This window comes from Photobacterium sp. J15 (assembly GCF_963870815.1).
Classification (GTDB): Bacteria; Pseudomonadota; Gammaproteobacteria; order Enterobacterales; family Vibrionaceae; genus Photobacterium; species Photobacterium marinum.
The window spans coordinates 3137443-3154339 of record NZ_CAWMUI010000001.1 but is presented as its reverse complement, the minus strand read 5'-3'; the positions used below and the strand labels follow the sequence as shown (position 1 = coordinate 3154339).

14 protein-coding genes are annotated in these 16897 nt (G+C 49.9%); 9 read left to right on the top strand and 5 right to left on the bottom strand.

The annotated features are described in order from the left end of the window. Positions 1–33: 33 nt before the first annotated feature. The 7 genes from AACQ93_RS14150 to deoD all read left to right on the top strand — a co-directional run bounded on the left by AACQ93_RS14150 (position 34) and on the right by deoD (position 7567). Entirely contained in the window at positions 34–828 is a 795-nt protein-coding gene (locus AACQ93_RS14150) for a TatD family hydrolase (RefSeq protein ID WP_064605779.1), read from the top strand. Between the two features lie 218 nt (positions 829–1046). Further along, complete coding sequence (locus AACQ93_RS14145; RefSeq protein WP_007464788.1) at positions 1047–2312, top strand: NupC/NupG family nucleoside CNT transporter; 1266 nt, start codon at positions 1047–1049, stop codon at positions 2310–2312. 279 nt (positions 2313–2591) lie between these two features. Next, a complete protein-coding gene (locus AACQ93_RS14140; protein WP_007464786.1) occupies positions 2592–2762 on the top strand; it encodes a XapX domain-containing protein in 171 nt (56 codons plus the stop codon). Between the two features lie 421 nt (positions 2763–3183). Then, the gene (gene deoC / locus AACQ93_RS14135; protein ID WP_007464785.1) at positions 3184–3957 is read left to right on the top strand and encodes a deoxyribose-phosphate aldolase; all 774 of its coding nucleotides are present in this window, start codon (positions 3184–3186) and stop codon (positions 3955–3957) included. A gap of 199 nt (positions 3958–4156) precedes the next feature. Further along, positions 4157–5488 (top strand): thymidine phosphorylase, encoded by a 1332-nt coding sequence (deoA, locus tag AACQ93_RS14130; RefSeq protein WP_064605777.1) that lies wholly within the window; start codon positions 4157–4159, stop codon positions 5486–5488. Between the two features lie 10 nt (positions 5489–5498). Beyond that, a complete protein-coding gene (deoB, locus tag AACQ93_RS14125; protein ID WP_064605775.1) occupies positions 5499–6719 on the top strand; it encodes a phosphopentomutase in 1221 nt (406 codons plus the stop codon). Between the two features lie 128 nt (positions 6720–6847). Then, entirely contained in the window at positions 6848–7567 is a 720-nt protein-coding gene (gene deoD, locus AACQ93_RS14120) for a purine-nucleoside phosphorylase (protein ID WP_064605773.1), read from the top strand. A gap of 122 nt (positions 7568–7689) precedes the next feature. On the opposite strand, the gene AACQ93_RS14115 is transcribed toward deoD, so the two are convergent. Then, a complete protein-coding gene (locus AACQ93_RS14115; RefSeq protein ID WP_232323319.1) occupies positions 7690–8346 on the bottom strand; it encodes a YtjB family periplasmic protein in 657 nt (218 codons plus the stop codon). A gap of 72 nt (positions 8347–8418) precedes the next feature. On the opposite strand from AACQ93_RS14115, the gene serB reads away from it, so the two are divergent. After that, positions 8419–9372, top strand: a complete 954-nt coding sequence (gene serB, locus AACQ93_RS14110) for a phosphoserine phosphatase (protein ID WP_064605771.1) — start codon at positions 8419–8421, stop codon at positions 9370–9372. A 118-nt stretch (positions 9373–9490) separates the two neighbouring features. Here serB and AACQ93_RS14105 read toward each other — a convergent pair whose 3' ends face one another. After that, complete coding sequence (locus tag AACQ93_RS14105) at positions 9491–11866, bottom strand: PilZ domain-containing protein (RefSeq protein ID WP_232323318.1); 2376 nt, start codon at positions 11864–11866, stop codon at positions 9491–9493. 122 nt (positions 11867–11988) lie between these two features. Here AACQ93_RS14105 and radA point away from each other — a divergent pair, with 122 nt between their 5' ends. Next, entirely contained in the window at positions 11989–13377 is a 1389-nt protein-coding gene (gene radA, locus AACQ93_RS14100) for a DNA repair protein RadA (protein ID WP_064605767.1), read from the top strand. An 82-nt stretch (positions 13378–13459) separates the two neighbouring features. Here the strand turns inward: radA and AACQ93_RS14095 are convergent, their stop codons facing one another. The 3 genes from AACQ93_RS14095 to ettA form a co-directional block, all read right to left on the bottom strand. Next, on the bottom strand, positions 13460–14458 hold the full coding sequence (locus AACQ93_RS14095; RefSeq protein ID WP_064605765.1) for a M23 family metallopeptidase: 999 nt from the start codon (positions 14456–14458) through the stop codon (positions 13460–13462). A gap of 10 nt (positions 14459–14468) precedes the next feature. Then, the gene (locus tag AACQ93_RS14090) at positions 14469–14846 is read right to left on the bottom strand and encodes a PilZ domain-containing protein (protein ID WP_064605762.1); all 378 of its coding nucleotides are present in this window, start codon (positions 14844–14846) and stop codon (positions 14469–14471) included. A 214-nt stretch (positions 14847–15060) separates the two neighbouring features. Beyond that, complete coding sequence (ettA, locus tag AACQ93_RS14085; protein ID WP_064605760.1) at positions 15061–16728, bottom strand: energy-dependent translational throttle protein EttA; 1668 nt, start codon at positions 16726–16728, stop codon at positions 15061–15063. Positions 16729–16897 lie beyond the last annotated feature (169 nt).

Here is a 16897-nt window from a genome sequence, read left to right as displayed (position 1 = left end):
CAGTTTGGTATAACCCAGAGAGTAAGATTTACTATGCTCATCGACAGCCATTGTCACTTCGATTTTGAACCTTTCGACTCCGATCCCAAGCACTATCTGGCTCTGGCCCATAGTGCCGGAGTCGGAAAAATCATTATTCCTTCTGTCGGGCAACGAAATTGGCAGCGAGTGCAGAGTCTCTGCTCGCAATTTGATGAGCTGTTCTATGCCCTTGGCCTGCATCCGTTTTTCAGTGAGGAGCACGGGAGTGGTGCGCTGGAAGGGCTGAAACAGCAGTTGGCAAAAGCTGTCGCAGACACGGGACAAAATGCGTCTAAATGCGTTGCTGTCGGTGAATGTGGACTAGACTTTGCCATTGTCGGCGCTGATCGGGAACAGCAAATTGAGTTGCTCAGGGCGCAACTGAAGCTGGCTAATCAGTATGCATTGCCAGTTATCCTCCATTGCCGAAAAGCCTTTCCGGAGCTGTTAAGACTGTTGAAACAACATCCGCTGTCAGCGGGTGGTGTGTATCACGGTTTCAGCGGAAGTTTGCCGCAGGCACAACAGCTTATTGAGCTGGGGATCAAAATTGGCGTAGGGGGAACGATAACGTATCAGCGGGCGAATAAAACCCGCAATACAATCGCAGCTTTGCCACTGGCAACACTGATGCTGGAAACCGATGCGCCGGATATGCCCGTTGCTGGCTTTCAGGGACAACCGAACCGTCCCGACAGGCTATGCAACATCATTGAGGCGTTAGCCGATATCAGGCCTGAGTCCCAGTCGGAAATCGAGTTGGCCACCAGTTTAACTACGGCTGAATTGTTTCGAATTTCGATGTGATCTCGATCGCTAAAGCAAACGAAAATGCCAAACGGTTGCTTTGGTTAATAAGTAGTTTGTGAGTAGCGTCACAATTGTGGTTTTGCTTTCACTTTCTTTCCTAGGAAAGTGTGATATCCGCATTAGTTTTATCGGTCACGGCATGAGTATAATGCGCCGGACTCTTAATGAGCCGAATTGTCGAGACGCCAAACTTAACTAAAGGGATGCCATAAACTATGAGCCTGTTTATGAGCCTGGTTGGGATGGCAGTACTGCTAGGTCTAGCTGTACTACTATCAGATAACCGCAAAGCTATTAATTTACGTACTGTTGGTGGTGCATTTGCCATCCAATTCTGCTTGGGTGCCTTTGTACTGTATGTGCCTGTAGGTCGTGACGTGCTGTACGGCATGTCTACTGCTGTTGCCAATGTTATCAACTACGGTAACGACGGTATCAACTTCCTATTCGGTGGCCTGACTTCACCTAAGATGTTTGAAGTGTTCGGTGGTGGCGGTTTCGTATTCGCCCTACGTGTACTTCCTGTAATTGTATTCTTCTCAGCACTGATTAGCGTACTTTACTACCTAGGCATCATGCAGGTTGTTATCAACATCCTTGGTGGTGGTCTGCAGAAAGCACTGGGTACTTCTCGTGCCGAATCTATGTCTGCTACAGCTAACATTTTCGTAGGTCAAACCGAAGCACCTCTGGTTATTCGTCCGTTTGTACCTAAGATGACTCAATCTGAGCTGTTTGCGGTTATGTGTGGTGGTCTGGCGTCTGTTGCTGGTGGTGTACTTGCTGGTTACGCTTCAATGGGTGTACCTCTGGAATACCTAATCGCGGCATCTTTCATGGCTGCACCAGGTGGTCTGCTATTTGCTAAGATCATCAAGCCTGAAACTGAAGAGCCAATCGAGCAGATGGCTGGCGATGCAGTATCTGAAGACGAGAAACCAGCGAACGTTATCGACGCAGCAGCAGCTGGTGCATCTTCTGGTATGCAGCTTGCTCTGAACGTTGGTGCGATGCTTCTTGCATTCATCGGTCTGATTGCACTGATCAACGGCCTGTTGGGTGGTATCGGTGGTTGGTTCGGCATGCCTGAGCTGACTCTGGAACTGATCCTTGGTTACGTATTCTCTCCACTGGCATTCCTAATCGGTGTTCCATGGGAAGAAGCAACTATCGCTGGTTCTTTCATCGGTCAGAAACTGGTAGTGAACGAATTCGTTGCTTACCTGAACTTTGCTCCTTACCTAGCTGAAGGTGCAGAAGTTGTTCTTACTGACAAGACTTCAGCAATCATTTCTTTCGCATTGTGTGGTTTTGCTAACCTATCTTCTGTAGCAATCCTACTTGGTGGTCTGGGTGGTCTGGCTCCAAGCCGTCGCCACGACATTGCTCGCTTCGGTATGAAGGCAGTAGCAGCAGGTACTCTATCTAACCTGATGTCTGCAACTATCGCTGGCCTATTTGTAAGCCTGAACGCAATGTAATCACTGATTTAATTCAGTAAGTATATTAAACGCCACAGCCATGCTGTGGCGTTTTTGTATGTGTAACTCCTCGTCCTTTTCCTGCTGCATCTCTTCACTTATGTCTATTCAACAGATTTGGTAAAAACCTTGTAACGTGTGAAACTTTGTTCTGTTTAATCGATTGCGCTCCGATTTTGGTGAACTCCCTTTGTTACTATCAATCTTGTCGTTACAACGGCACCCCCAGTGACCGCGGGCTACACTTTTCTTGTGCTGTATAACACAGAGAGAAAAGTTATGAGCGAAACCATACTGGCGCTGGCGGCAGGTTTTATTGTCGGGGTCTTGTTTTCAGCAATAAAACTGCCCATTCCTGCGCCGCCGGTTCTGCCCGGTGTCATGGGTATTTTCGGGGTGTATGCCGGTGGTATTTTTTACCAGTGGCTTGTGGAGCGTTTCTTTACTTGATGAGTGATTTATCAAGTAATAACAATTGTTTACTCTAATCTATAGTCGTAAACACATTGTGCACGGATGGAAACACGACTTTGATGGTGGGGCGTAAAAGAGCTTGGTATTATTAGCGAGCACCATCAAGAATTGACGATTGCTGTTTCAGCGTTTCCCCGTCGTGATGGGAGTACCGTCACGGTTTGCTGAACGGCACTTATTGCAAGATGCGTTGGTTACCCTGGTGTCTTGCGCGGTGAAATGGATATCAATCAGGTTGGTAATCTCGCATTGCTTTCCTGAGTCTTCAAGGAACCAAGTCCGCTCATCTAACTGTTCGCTGTAGGCGGGCCGTTTGGCGGTATAGGAATAGATTGCCGTCAAGCGTATGGAACAGTTTCTATAAGCTTGGTAGAAAATAACTGGACTGGAGATAGTCATGAGCGATTTAAAAGCTGCTGCACTACGTGCACTTAAACTAATGGATCTTACAACTCTGAACGATGACGACACTGACGCCAAAGTGATCGAGCTATGTAAGAACGCGAAAACCCCTGTAGGCAACACAGCAGCTATCTGTATCTACCCACGTTTTATCCCTGTTGCTAAGAAGCAGCTGCGTGAGCAAGGTACACCTGAAGTCCGTATTGCAACTGTAACTAACTTCCCACACGGTAACGACGACATCGAAATCGCAGTAGCTGAAACGAAAGCTGCTGTTGCATACGGTGCTGACGAAGTTGACGTAGTATTCCCTTACCGCGCTCTGATGGCTGGTAATGAGGAAGTTGGCTTCGAACTGGTTAAGCAGTGTAAAGAAGCATGTGGCGACATCCTTCTGAAAGTAATCATCGAAACTGGTGAGCTGAAGACAGAAGAACTGATCAAGAAAGCATCTGAAATCTCTATCAAAGCAGGCGCTGACTTCATCAAGACTTCAACTGGTAAAGTGCCAGTGAACGCGACACCGGAATCTGCTGAAATCATGCTGAACGTAATCAAAGAGATGGGCGTAGAGAAGACTGTTGGCTTCAAGCCTGCTGGCGGCGTTCGTACTGCTGAAGATGCGAAGACTTACCTGGAAATGGCGGATCGCATCCACGGTGCTGACTGGGCTGACAACATGCACTACCGCTTCGGTGCATCTAGCCTGCTAGCTAACCTGCTACATACGCTAGGCGAAGGCGAAAAAGCGGCTGAAGGCGGCTACTAATCTTATCTCGTAAGGTGGCAATGAATGCCACCTTATTTATTTCCGTGACTGTTTACTGTGTGGTTCTTGCCGGGTTTTAGGCACGAGCAGCATTCTTGCGGCCGAGAATCATGCCGTAAAGCGATTTAGGATGTACAAATCGGCTTTACGAGGTAAATCGTCATATGCCCTACACAAATTATCAGAATTGGGGAATACCATGTATTTACCACAAGAAATCATCAGAAAAAAACGCGACAACATCGAACTAACGGCTGACGAAATCAACTTCTTCATTCAGGGTGTGGCTAAAGACACAGTTTCTGAAGGTCAGATTGCAGCATTCGCAATGGCAATCTACTTCAATGACATGACCATGAATGAACGTGTTGCCCTGACTTGTGCCATGCGTGACTCCGGCATGGTTATTAACTGGGATCACATGAACTTCGGCGGCCCAATCGTCGACAAGCACTCTACCGGTGGTGTAGGTGACGTAACTTCACTGATGCTTGGCCCTATGGTTGCAGCATGTGGCGGTTTCGTACCTATGATTTCTGGCCGTGGTCTGGGCCATACCGGTGGTACGCTGGACAAACTGGAAGCAATTCCAGGCTACAACATTACCCCTTCTAATGAAGTATTCGGTCAGGTGACCAAAGACGCAGGTGTGGCAATTATCGGTCAGACTGGCGATCTGGCACCTGCAGATAAGCGTGTTTACGCTACTCGTGACGTGACAGCAACGGTTGATAACATCTCCCTGATCACGGCTTCTATCCTGTCTAAGAAACTGGCTGCTGGTCTTGGTTCGCTGGTAATGGACGTGAAAGTCGGTTCAGGTGCCTTCATGCCAACTTACGAAGCGTCTGAAGAGCTGGCTAAATCTATTGTTGCGGTAGCAAACGGTGCCGGTACTAAGACAACGGCTCTGCTGACTGACATGAACCAGGTACTGGCTTCAACAGCTGGTAACGCACTGGAAGTTCGCGAAGCGGTGCAATTCCTGACCGGTGAATACCGTAACCCTCGCTTATTCGAAGTAACCATGGCACTGTGTGCCGAAATGCTTGTAAACAGCGGCCTGGCGGCTGATCTGGAAGAAGCTCGTACTAAGCTGCAGGCTGTACTGGACAACGGTAAAGCGGCAGAGTGCTTCGGCAAGATGGTTGCTGGCCTGGGCGGCCCTGCGGACTTCATGCAGAACTACGACAACTACCTGGAAAAAGCAGACATCGTTAAGCCGGTATTTGCTGAAACTACAGGTTACGCATATTCAATGGATACTCGCGGCCTGGGTATGGCAGTTGTTGGCATGGGTGGCGGTCGCCGCGTTGCGACTGACAAGATCGACTATGCAGTAGGTCTGAGTGACATGATCCGTCTGGGCGATGAAGTTAATGCGGAAACTCCGCTGGCTGTCATCCACGCCCGCACAGAAGCTCAATGGGAAGAAGCGGCTAAAGCGGTTCGCGAAAGCATCGTGGTTTCTGATCAGAAACCTGAACCGACCCCAGAGGTATACCGCCGCATTCGTCCTGAAGATGTTTAATGGAGTCAAAATGAAACGTTCAATTATCCTTGTACTAGATTCTTTCGGTATTGGTGCAACAGAAGATGCCGCTGATTTCGGCGATACTGGTGCCAACACACTGGGTCATATTGCAGCAGCATGTGCCCGCGGTGAAGCTGACAACGGCGAGCGCAGCGGCCCGCTACACCTGCCTAATATGACGAAACTGGGTCTGGCCAAGGCATGCGAAGAATCTTCAGGTGAATACCCTGCAGGTCTGGATGCGAATGCTGAAATCACTGGCGCTTTCGCTCACGCAAAAGAAATTTCTTCAGGTAAAGACACTCCGTCTGGCCACTGGGAAATTGCTGGTGTACCTGTACTGTTTGAATGGGGTTACTTCACTGAACACTCCAACAGCTTCCCTAAAGAGCTTTTGGATCGCATCGTTGAACGCGCTCAGCTGCCTGGTTACCTGGGTGACTGCCACGCATCCGGTACTCAAATCCTGGATGACCTGGGCGAAGAGCATATGAAGACTGGCAAGCCAATCTTCTACACTTCTGCTGACTCTGTATTCCAGATTGCCTGCCATGAAGAAACTTACGGCCTGGACAAGCTGATGGAGCTTTGCCAGATCGTTCGTGAAGAGCTTGAAGACTACAACATCGGTCGTGTTATCGCGCGTCCATTCATCGGCGCTGGCAAAGGCCAGTTCGAGCGTACCGGTAACCGTCGTGACCTGTCTATCGAGCCACCTTCAGCCACAGTTCTGCAGAAGCTGGTTGACGAGAAAGGCGGTAACGTTGTTTCTATCGGTAAGATCTCTGATATCTACGCAGGCTGCGGTATCACTAAGAAAGTGAAAGCAACCGGTATTCCTGCGCTGTTCGAAGCTACACTTGAGCAAATCAAGGAAGCGGGTGACAACACTATCGTGTTCACTAACTTTGTAGACTTTGACTCAGCTTACGGCCACCGCCGTGACGTAGCTGGCTATGCTGCGGCACTGGAATACTTCGATAAGCGCCTGCCGGAAATTACTGAACTGCTTCAGGAAGATGACGTGTTAATCCTGACTGCAGACCACGGTTGTGACCCTACGTGGGAAGGTACTGACCATACTCGTGAGCACATCCCTGTACTCGTATCAGGCCCTAAAGTGAAGCCTGGCTCACGCGGTCGCCGTGAAACGTTTGCCGATATTGGCCAGTCACTGGCAGAATACTTCGGTACAACCGATATGGAATACGGTAAGTCATTCCTGTAATCACGGAAACCTATCCCTGTCGCTGTTTCGTTCTATAGTTTTATAGTTCGAAACAGCACTTCAAAAATAGCAAATTGATGTTGGACAGAAGCATCCAACGGAAAACGGATAAATCAAGGAAATAAAAGATGGCTACTCCTCACATTAATGCAGAAATGGGTGATTTTGCAGATGTTGTTCTGATGCCGGGTGACCCGCTACGTGCTAAGTACATTGCAGAAACTTTCCTGGAAGACGTAAAGGAAGTTTGTAATGTTCGTAACATGTTCGGTTACACAGGTACTTACAAAGGCCGTCAGATCTCTGTAATGGGTCACGGTATGGGTATCCCTTCTTGCTCAATCTACGCGACTGAACTGATCAAAGACTTCGGCGTTAAGAAAATCATCCGTGTAGGTAGCTGTGGTGCAGTTCGTGACGATGTAAACCTACGTGACGTAGTTATCGGCATGGGCGCATCTACTGATTCTAAGGTTAACCGTATCCGTTTTGGTGACCATGACTTCGCAGCTCTGGCTGACTACGGTATGGTTCAGAATGCTGTTGAAGCGGCAAAAGCGAAAGGTGTTGACGTTAAAGTAGGTAACATCTTCTCTGCTGACCTGTTCTACAACCCAGATTTCGATTTCTTCCAGACTATGAAGAAGTACGGCATCGTTGGTGTTGAAATGGAAGCTGCGGGTATCTACGGTCTTGCAGCAGAGTTCGGTGCTAAGGCACTGACTATCTGTACTGTTTCTGACCACATCTTGCGTGGTGAAGCGACTACTTCTGAAGAGCGCCAGCTGACTTTCAACGAAATGATTGAAATCGCACTGGAATCTGTTCTTCTGGGTGACGCTGAGTAAGCAGACCTGAAAGAAGTATCTGGACATTAAAAAGGGCTTGCCGATGGCAAGCCCTTTTTCTATGTGCGTTGTGTGTCGGGGGGCTGTTTGCTCAGTTATTAACTGAGCGTATCCAATACAGATCAGTCTTTCGCGTTTGAAGTAAGCAGGAACGGGAAGTGCCAGATATCCTTGCGGCGGCCGAAAGTGAATGCCAGCAAGAAACCGATGATTAGTGCGGCAATAACCATACCGCGGATGGTATTGGTCATGTACTCAACCTGACCGGCTGCATGTTCAAGCAGTCGACCATGCTCCAGGGTGATGCGGACAAAGCCCACCACCTGGCCTTCAGCCATGATCGGTTCAATCAGCTGCAGGCGGCCGAAACTGGCAACCGACAGCGGGGTAGATATCCCGGTAACCTGTTCAAGCGGCATAGATTCTTCGGTTTTGGCGACGGTGACCCCTTCCAGATCGTAAATAGTCGCATCAAGGATCAGCGGTTCCTGTGAGAGCTGCTGTACCAGTGTCTGCAGTTTGTCCTGTTTCTTGTCGATCATATCGTTGGCGGCTGTTTCGGCTGCCTGGCGCACAACCATGCGAGCCAGTGACTGAGTCTGGTCACTGAGGGCCTGGTAGTTACGGATGGTGATATCCGAGCCAAATTCCAGCATCGCAACCAGTCCGCCTAAGCAGATGATCAGCACCAGGATTTGCCATGCGCGATGTAGTCGCTTTGTTCTTAGTTTCATAATCTTAACGTCGCCAACAATATGGTCGAAATGTTCGAATGCCATATTGGGGCTTGCCCAAATAAATTGCAATAGGGTACTTTGGTAGCTGTTGAATATTATGACCAAACCATAAACATGGATGTAGCTAGCGTGCTGAAAATTGAAAAACACACTTCGTTGCAACAGCATTATCCCGCTATCGGTGATGCTTCAAATTTAGACCGAAAACAGGCCGGTGTATTGGTTTTTGGCCGTGGGATCACCCCTGGGTTGTTATCCGAGCTGAGTGAAAAGGCCGGGGAAGCACTGAATATTACTTCGGCATGGGCTGTCGGTAGCTATGATGCCTTGTTGCTTGGCAATGCCTTCTCTGATGCGCTGGAGCAGGCTGTGATTGCGGCTAAGCTTGACTGTACCCGAGTCAGTGATTTACCGGATTTATCGCAGCCGGGACTGGTAGTGATGGATATGGATTCCACTGCCATCGAAATTGAATGCATTGATGAGCTGGCAGTGTTGGCCGGTGTCGGCGAGCAGGTGGCGGAAGTGACCGAGAGGGCCATGCAGGGCGAACTGGATTTTGAACAGAGCCTGCGCCAACGGGTATCGAAGCTGGCCGGAGCCGATGAAGGCATTTTGGAAAGCGTGCGCTCAACTCTGCCGATGATGCCGGAGCTGCGCGAACTGGTGGCGACTCTTCATTACCATGGCTGGAAGGCGGCGATTGCTTCCGGTGGTTTTACCTATTTCTCTGATTACTTGAAGCAGGAGCTGGATCTGGCCCATGCGCAGTCAAATACGCTGGAAATTATCGACGGCAAACTGACGGGACATGTGTTAGGCAAAGTGGTTGATGCCAGGGTGAAGGCTGATATTTTGCTGAACCTGGCTGAGCAGTACGGCATTTCGCAGGCTAATACAGTTGCAGTTGGTGATGGTGCCAATGATCTTCTCATGCTGAAAACGGCAGGGTTGGGGATTGCCTACCATGCTAAACCGAAAGTAGAAGCAGAGGCTCCTGCGGTGATCCGTTATGCAGACCTTGGCGGGGTGATGTGCATTCTGTCTGCTTCGTTGATCATGTCTTGAAAGCAGGCGGTCTGAAATAAAAAGCGAGAGTCGGTGGCTCTCGCTTTTGTGTTTAGTTACTGACTACTTGTTCTTGGCTTTGCTTTAGCTCCCGGTCCCCGGGATTGATTTGTTTGCGTCATCCGACTTCAAGTCGAACCATTACCTCATCGGTGATATCGTACATCTCACCGCATCCCGCCAATGACGTGAACTCCATCTCCAGAGCTCTGGCCCGGTGAAGAATTTTTTTCGCCAGTGCACCCAGTTCCAGTCCCGTCAGGGCGGTCATCGGGTTGAGCACCGGTACTGCGGTGATCCTCAGTGCCATAAAACCGCCTTGTTTTTTCGCCTCTCTGATAAATTTTATCCGTTGCTCGGTGTTATCAAATTCATCACGCAGTTTGCTGTCGATGCGTTGTATCCGTCCGCCATTGATATGTAGTTTCAGGTACATCTCATGGATATAAGGTTGGTGGATTTCAACCGGTCGCATGGTTTCCGCCAGCATTCGTTTCACCCGGTTACGGAAAATCGGTTCCAGCGAATAGCCATTGCCACCAGCGGCTTGGTTGAAAATTTTTGGCAGGGCCGGAAGCGGGAAATTACTGCAGATTGCCCGGATTTTCATCTTATGATCCACTTTCTCTGTGAAGTAAGGGATCATATTCAGGTGTGTCAGCAGCATCCGGTGCATTGCCAGCAGCAGATCACCAGTTGGCAGCGGTTCTTCGGTCTGGGTCAGCTTACTTTCATTATGCTGGATCAGGCGGCGCAGGAACTGCTCTCCCCGCCAGGCACTTTCCCCGCTGCCGGTGGTCAGCTGGATATTCTGGTGATCAGGGCTCACCCTGATCACACGATACGGGATATGGGTCAGCGGTGCTCTTTTATCCTGTTTTTGTAGTTCGGTGAAGCTAATACTCACCTCCTGACCTCGCCTTAGCGGCAATGGTTGATGCAGATTCAGGTTCAGGCCGCTAATAGAAAAGTCGACGGTTGCTCCGGTCACGGTCGGTAAATCCGAGGAACTGAGTTCGATAGGAGTTTCGAACATAAACCGCGACTCACAACGTTGTGGTTTGGGATCAAAGAATATGGCTTTGGCTTCTGACACCGGATTACGCGGGTGGCGGAATGGCTGCAAAGCCTTACCTGACAGCTGGGGCTTCATTGCCAGCCGGTAGTCCTGCTGTGCTTCTTCGTTAGTCAGATCTTGCAGGATGCCGATGTGAGTAAGGACGCTCAGTTTATCAACCATCTCGGGGGCGATTTCCTGCAGTTCGTCCAGGCAATCCTGTTCAATCGGGTAAACCGTCAGGCGGCTTACCCGCCAGCTGTCGCGCACTGCGCCGACATGCCAGAACAGCTGGCGCTCTTCCATGGTCATTTCCGGCAGAGCCGCTGAATAGAAAAAGCTTTTCTGGCTGTGCTCATGGCAGAAACTGTAGATCAGTGTGCTGCACTGCTTCAGTCCTGCTTTACCCAGAGTTGCCATCCGCTCAGTTGAAAGCAGGTGGTTTATTACCGGCTGATTGCGTTCGTCATGCCAGTAATCCCAGATATGGCGGTTGTGCTCGGTCAGCAGGCAGTATTCCAGCTTACCGTCGGCAAAGAACATCGGCATGCTGGAGGTATGTTTAAGGAAGCAGTGCTCATAGCCTTTGGTGCGGGCTTTGATCACTTCATCTTCATGATTCTTTTTGGTGCGATGGTGCGACTGCCTCAGACTTTGTTCGATGGCTTGCTTGATGGCGGTATTGTCGCTGACAATTTTGAGGCGTAACCACTTAAAGCTGTCGTTATCTTTATTGTCGTCAATGCCCAGGATACGGTATTCCACGCCTTTGGCGAGGCGGGGATCACAGAACTTTTCTGCCATTTGGGGAAAAGAGGCCTTTACCGACATGCCCAGGTTGTACTTAAACGCCGAAGGCACCTTAAATTTTGCTCCCGAACAGGACAAATCCGAGGTGACACCATGCACAGTTTGTTTAAGCGGCAGTGCAAGCTCAACCGGGGTGGTGATTTGCAGACGGTTTTCTTCCCGAGTAAGGTAGTGGCCGAAACGGATCAGGCTGGCATCAAACTGGGTATCACGTTGTGGTGTTGCTTCCTTATGGACTTCCTGCTTTTGTTGCTGGTGGAGGATTCGAAAATTATTGCGGGTATTCATCAGCGCTTCGTAAAGGCCGACGCGAAACTTGCCACCGTAATGCTTAATGCGCTTGTGATAGGTATTGATGGCAACGTCATCTAGCCAGTGGCGTAGTCCGTCAAGCTCATAGGGGCGACACTCACCGTTTACCCGACCGCGAAGATCTACCACCAGGCGGCAGGGTGCCATGATGCGGTTAAGTTCCATCTTTATTTGAAGACGAGCAGGGCCGCTGGCTTCACTGGTCATCAGCTGAAACACGTCTTCAAAGTCATCGCTGTCGTAAACAGGTATCAGTTTTTCGATCAGTCCTTTATAGTCGTCCGGCAACATAGATTTTTTGATACATTGATCCAAAGTTTAATATTTGTATTTTGCAGCAAAAGATTTTTTTGTCATTAGGATTCATACGGGAATTACCAGTTTCAGAATCCTGCGATGGAATACTGTGCTGTTGATCAAGTTAATTAAGGTGAAACATGGCCAAGACCAAGCGCGCTTATGTGTGCAGTGAATGTGGTGCAGACTTTCCTCGCTGGCAGGGCCAGTGTAGTGCCTGTGCCGCGTGGAACACAATTACGGAATTTACCATTCCGAAAACCCGCTCGGCGGTCGGGGCCACGGCATCGTCAGCGGCCAGCAGTTATGCCGGTGCTGCAACCAAAGTTCAGAAGCTTTCGGAAGTCGAGAGTAAAGATTTGCCGCGCTATAGCTCGGGTATTTCAGAGCTGGACCGGGTGTTCGGTGGCGGTATTGTACCTGGATCAGTTTTACTGCTGTGTGGTGATCCGGGCGCGGGTAAATCAACCTTGCTGTTGCAGAGTATCGGTTCGGTAGCAGCAGGCAAGCAGGCGCTCTATGTGTCCGGTGAGGAATCGATTCACCAGATCTCGCAGCGAGCCAAGCGACTGGGAACGCCTAATATCGATAAGATCAGCGTTGTAGCGGAAACCTCGGTTGAGCAGATCATCAATCATATTACGGCACAAAAAGCCGAATTCGTGATTATCGACTCGATCCAGACCATGACTGTCGCTCACAATGAGTCTGCTGCCGGTAGCCCGAGCCAGGTGAAAGAGTCGGCAGCGGCGTTGACCCGTTTTGCTAAAACTGAAGGGGTGACCTTCATGATTGTCGGTCACATTAATAAAGATTCCAATGTGGCCGGCCCGATGCAGTTGATCCACATTGTTGATGGCCTGTTCTCGCTGTCATCCACTTCCGATGAGAAGTTCCGGGTACTACGTACCTCCAAAAACCGTTTCGGTGCTGATTCCGAGTCCTGTTTCTTTGCGATGACAGAAACAGGGATGAAGCAGGTGAAGAACCCGTCGGCCATATTCCTCAGTCGCTCGGATAAGAACCACGCCGGTTCGGTATGTACCACGCTTTGGGAAGGTACGCGTCCGCTGCTGGTGGAAGTGCAGGCGTTGTGTAATAACTCGGTCACCGAGAATCCGCGTCGCCTGACTGTTGGTTATGATTCTAACCGTCTGGCTATGTCGATTGCCGTACTGGCTCGCCATGGCGGAGTGATGTTGTCGGACATGGATATCTTCGTCAACTGTGTCGGTGGTATCAAGGTGGAAGAAACTTCAGCTGACCTGGCGGTATTGCTAGCGATTTTTTCCAGCTTTAAGAATGCGCCGATCCCGCAGGATGTGCTGGTGTTCGGGGAAATCGGCCTTAATGCGGATATCCGTCCGGCTGCCAATGGTGTGGAGCGTATTCGTGAAGCTGCTAAACAAGGCTTTACCCGTGCGATTGTGCCGAGAGCCAATGCCAGCCGTCAGGTTAATGGTATTGAGATCATTGCCGTTGAAGATTTGCAGGAAGCGCTGACGGCTTTTGAACGAGTGGCGCTATAGTCCGGTTTATTCGGCTGACAACAAGCAATAAAAAACGAGAGCACGGCTCTCGTTTTTTATATCTGGTCTTTGTGTTCTCAACTCAGAGCTTGCGTTGATCCGGTGCCACTTCCTGGTTGCTGGCTGTTTTGATCGGCGCGATCGATTCCGGTACATGGTGAGTCAGTTGAACCTGCATCGATACAATGTTATTGAACATTTCCAGCAAGTGGGCCCACTGTACAGTTTTTTCCTTTTCAAACAGCGAGTCAAAGTTCTCCGGTGTCCACTCCACAAATGGACGAGGATTTAGTGCACGCCCTAGAAAACGAATTTCGTAGTGCAGGTGTGGGCCGGTTGACAGGCCGGTATTGCCGGTCCAGCCAATCAAATCGCCTTTACGGACAAACTGGCCGCGTTTGACGTGGAATTTCTGCATGTGCGAGTAAGTGGTGGCAAAACCCATTGAATGGCTCAGCTTGAGGAAATTGCCAGAGCCTTTTTTCTTGCTCGGGCGGACTACCTCAACCACCGCATCTGCCGGAGCATAAATGGGTGTGCCGATATTCGCAGCGAAATCCAGACCGCGGTGGTATTTACGGCGTCCGGTGACCGGGTGGATGCGGACTCCGTATTGGGATGACATCCTGATCCCCGGCGTCGGGCTGCCGTTAGGCAGAACGCGGAACAGGGTGCCGCGCACGGCAGAGCTAACTGCCGCACTGTCGATACGCTGCTCAAGAGGTAGAACCTCACCGTCGTTGGACTGAAGGCCTAGGATGGTTTCCACATCATCAATACGCTGGGTCAGCAGGGACAATGCTGCTTTTTTGTCGGCCAGTTCCTGTGACAGGGCCTGATTGGTGGCGTTTTCCTCATACAGCGAAGCGGTCAACAGCTCTGTCTGTTCGTTAAGCTCATTAAGCTGCTGATCTGATTCAATAGTTTGCTGATACAGGCTGTAAATGCTGTAACCGGCGGATGAGATCATAGAAACCAGGATAATGAATCCGAGGAAAAAATAGCGCTTCTTAAAGCGGTTGATCAAATAATGAGAAGTCCCTCGGTGATCAGAAACCGAGATACAAATACTGTCCGACATGTGATAACTACTACTCGTTAAGGTGCTTTTCTAAATCTGCCAGTTGTTCGAGTTCTCGATGTAATAGCTCGTCCGTGCCGACGTTAAGTTCGACCAGGCGTTTCAAGTGGCTGGCACTCTCGATGTCAATATGATGGATCTGCATGCGCAGGTAATCGTCGTCCTGGCTGACCAGTTGGGTCTCCATATTCAGTTCGACGTCACAGTCATGCAAACAGAAGCTGACGGCGTAGTATTTGTCATGGCCGGGATTCCAGCCGGGAGGGCAGGTGAGCAGGATCCCTTGTAGCGAGAGGTCACAAACTTCCGCAGACCACTCCTCCTGAGCCTGCTTTATTTTGGCGGGAGTACGGTAAAGAATACGGATAAAGTGACGTCTTTCTGCCATAGCAATACTTTTATTTTTTGTTTTAATGATTTAAGTGTAATTAGAAATGAGATATTTCTCCAGCAATTCGATCACAAAAATGTGTTAGGTCGCACAGAGACTTGTTGACTGAGGCCGTTTATGGCAGGAGATATGAAAAAGGGCTGCTAGTGCAGCCCTTTGGAACAGCTTTTAATCCGCTGAGTCAGGATCAGCGTTATTAATGCTGATGATATTACTTGGCGATACGCTTGTACTTGATGCGGTGTGGCTCGGCAGCCTGTGCACCCAGCGTCTTCTTCAGCCAGTCTGTGTACTCGGTGTAGTTACCTTCGAAGAAGTTCACCTGACCTTCATCACGGTAATCCAGGATGTGAGTCGCGATACGGTCAAGGAACCAGCGGTCGTGCGAGATAACCATGGCACAGCCAGGGAATTCAAGCAGTGCTTCTTCCAGTGCACGCAGTGTTTCTACGTCCAGGTCGTTGGTCGGTTCATCGAGCAGCAGTACGTTACCGCCAGCTTTAAGCAGCTTCGCAAGGTGAACTCGGTTACGCTCACCACCGGACAGTTCGCCGATACGTTTCTGCTGATCGCTGCCCTTGAAGTTGAAGCGGGAAACGTAAGCACGGGCCTGAAGCTCGAAGTTGTTGATACGGATGATATCCGCACCTTCAGAGATCTCCTGGTAAACCGTGTTGTTGTCGTCCATGCTGTCACGGAACTGCTCAACAGATGCCAGCTTAACCGTATCACCCAGCTCAACAGTACCTGAATCCGGCTGCTCAGAGCCGCTCAACATCTTGAACAGGGTTGATTTACCAGCACCGTTAGGACCGATGATACCCACGATAGCACCCTTAGGAATGCTGAAAGACAGGTCATCGATCAGAACGCGGTCACCGAATGACTTAGTCAGGTTATTTACTTCAACAACCTTGTCACCCAGGCGCTCACCCGGCGGGATGAATAGTTCGTTGGTTTCGTTACGCTTCTGGTGTTCAGAGTTGTTCAGCTCTTCGAAACGGGCCATACGAGCTTTAGACTTCGCCTGACGGCCTTTAGGATTCTGGCGAACCCACTCAAGTTCTTTCTCGATGGTCTTCTGGCGAGCTTTTTCTTGTGATGCTTCCTGTTTCAGACGGGCATCTTTCTGCTCAAGCCATGATGTGTAGTTACCTTCCCATGGAATACCTTCACCACGGTCAAGTTCCAGGATCCAGCCAGCCGCGTTATCAAGGAAGTAACGGTCGTGGGTAATCGCAACAACGGTACCTGTGTAATCAACCAGGAAGTGCTCAAGCCATGCAACAGATTCGGCATCCAGGTGGTTGGTTGGTTCGTCCAGCAGCAGCATGTCCGGTTTTTCAAGCAGAAGGCGGCAGATAGCAACACGGCGGCGTTCACCACCTGATAGGTGCTTGATCTGTGCATCCCACTCAGGAAGGCGCAGGGCATCAGCAGCACGCTCAAGCTGGTTTTCCAGGTTGTGGCCGTCTTTTGCTGCGATCAGACCTTCCAGCTCGCCTTGCTCTTTCGCCAGGGCGTCGAAGTCCGCATCTGGTTCAGCGTAAGCGGCGTAAACAGCGTCAAGACGGGTCAGGGCGTGTTTTACATCGCCAACCGCTTCTTCAACAACTTCACGTACAGTTTTCTCTTCATCAAGAACAGGTTCCTGCGGCAGGTAGCCGATGTTCAGACCTTGCTGCGGGCGAGCTTCGCCTTCGATATCAGTATCGATGCCGGCCATGATGCGTAGCAGGGTAGATTTACCTGCACCGTTCAGACCCAGGACACCGATTTTTGCACCAGGGAAGAAACTCAGGGAAATATCTTTCAGAATTTGGCGCTTAGGCGGGACGATCTTGCCCACGCGCGACATGGTATAGACGTATTCAGCCATATCCGTTTGTAATCTCTAATTAAAGGGAAAGGGGTATTTTACCTGTTCTGGACATAAGTTTAACAGCATTGTTCATAATTAGCGTTTAAGATGAATAAATACCAGTCTGCTTCCGGTTCCAGCTCCGGCAGTGCCGGGAGAGAAGAAACAGCACTAGGAATTAAATGCA

Coding starts and splice junctions, on each gene's coding strand:
- AACQ93_RS14150 (WP_064605779.1), top strand. CDS start 34: ATGCTCATCGACAGCCATTGTCACTTCGATTTTGAACCTTTCGACTCC.
- AACQ93_RS14145 (WP_007464788.1), top strand. CDS start 1,047: ATGAGCCTGTTTATGAGCCTGGTTGGGATGGCAGTACTGCTAGGTCTA.
- AACQ93_RS14140 (WP_007464786.1), top strand. CDS start 2,592: ATGAGCGAAACCATACTGGCGCTGGCGGCAGGTTTTATTGTCGGGGTC.
- deoC (WP_007464785.1), top strand. CDS start 3,184: ATGAGCGATTTAAAAGCTGCTGCACTACGTGCACTTAAACTAATGGAT.
- deoA (WP_064605777.1), top strand. CDS start 4,157: ATGTATTTACCACAAGAAATCATCAGAAAAAAACGCGACAACATCGAA.
- deoB (WP_064605775.1), top strand. CDS start 5,499: ATGAAACGTTCAATTATCCTTGTACTAGATTCTTTCGGTATTGGTGCA.
- deoD (WP_064605773.1), top strand. CDS start 6,848: ATGGCTACTCCTCACATTAATGCAGAAATGGGTGATTTTGCAGATGTT.
- AACQ93_RS14115 (WP_232323319.1), bottom strand. CDS start 8,346: ATGGCATTCGAACATTTCGACCATATTGTTGGCGACGTTAAGATTATG.
- serB (WP_064605771.1), top strand. CDS start 8,419: ATGGATGTAGCTAGCGTGCTGAAAATTGAAAAACACACTTCGTTGCAA.
- radA (WP_064605767.1), top strand. CDS start 11,989: ATGGCCAAGACCAAGCGCGCTTATGTGTGCAGTGAATGTGGTGCAGAC.
- AACQ93_RS14095 (WP_064605765.1), bottom strand. CDS start 14,458: ATGTCGGACAGTATTTGTATCTCGGTTTCTGATCACCGAGGGACTTCT.
- AACQ93_RS14090 (WP_064605762.1), bottom strand. CDS start 14,846: ATGGCAGAAAGACGTCACTTTATCCGTATTCTTTACCGTACTCCCGCC.
- ettA (WP_064605760.1), bottom strand. CDS start 16,728: ATGGCTGAATACGTCTATACCATGTCGCGCGTGGGCAAGATCGTCCCG.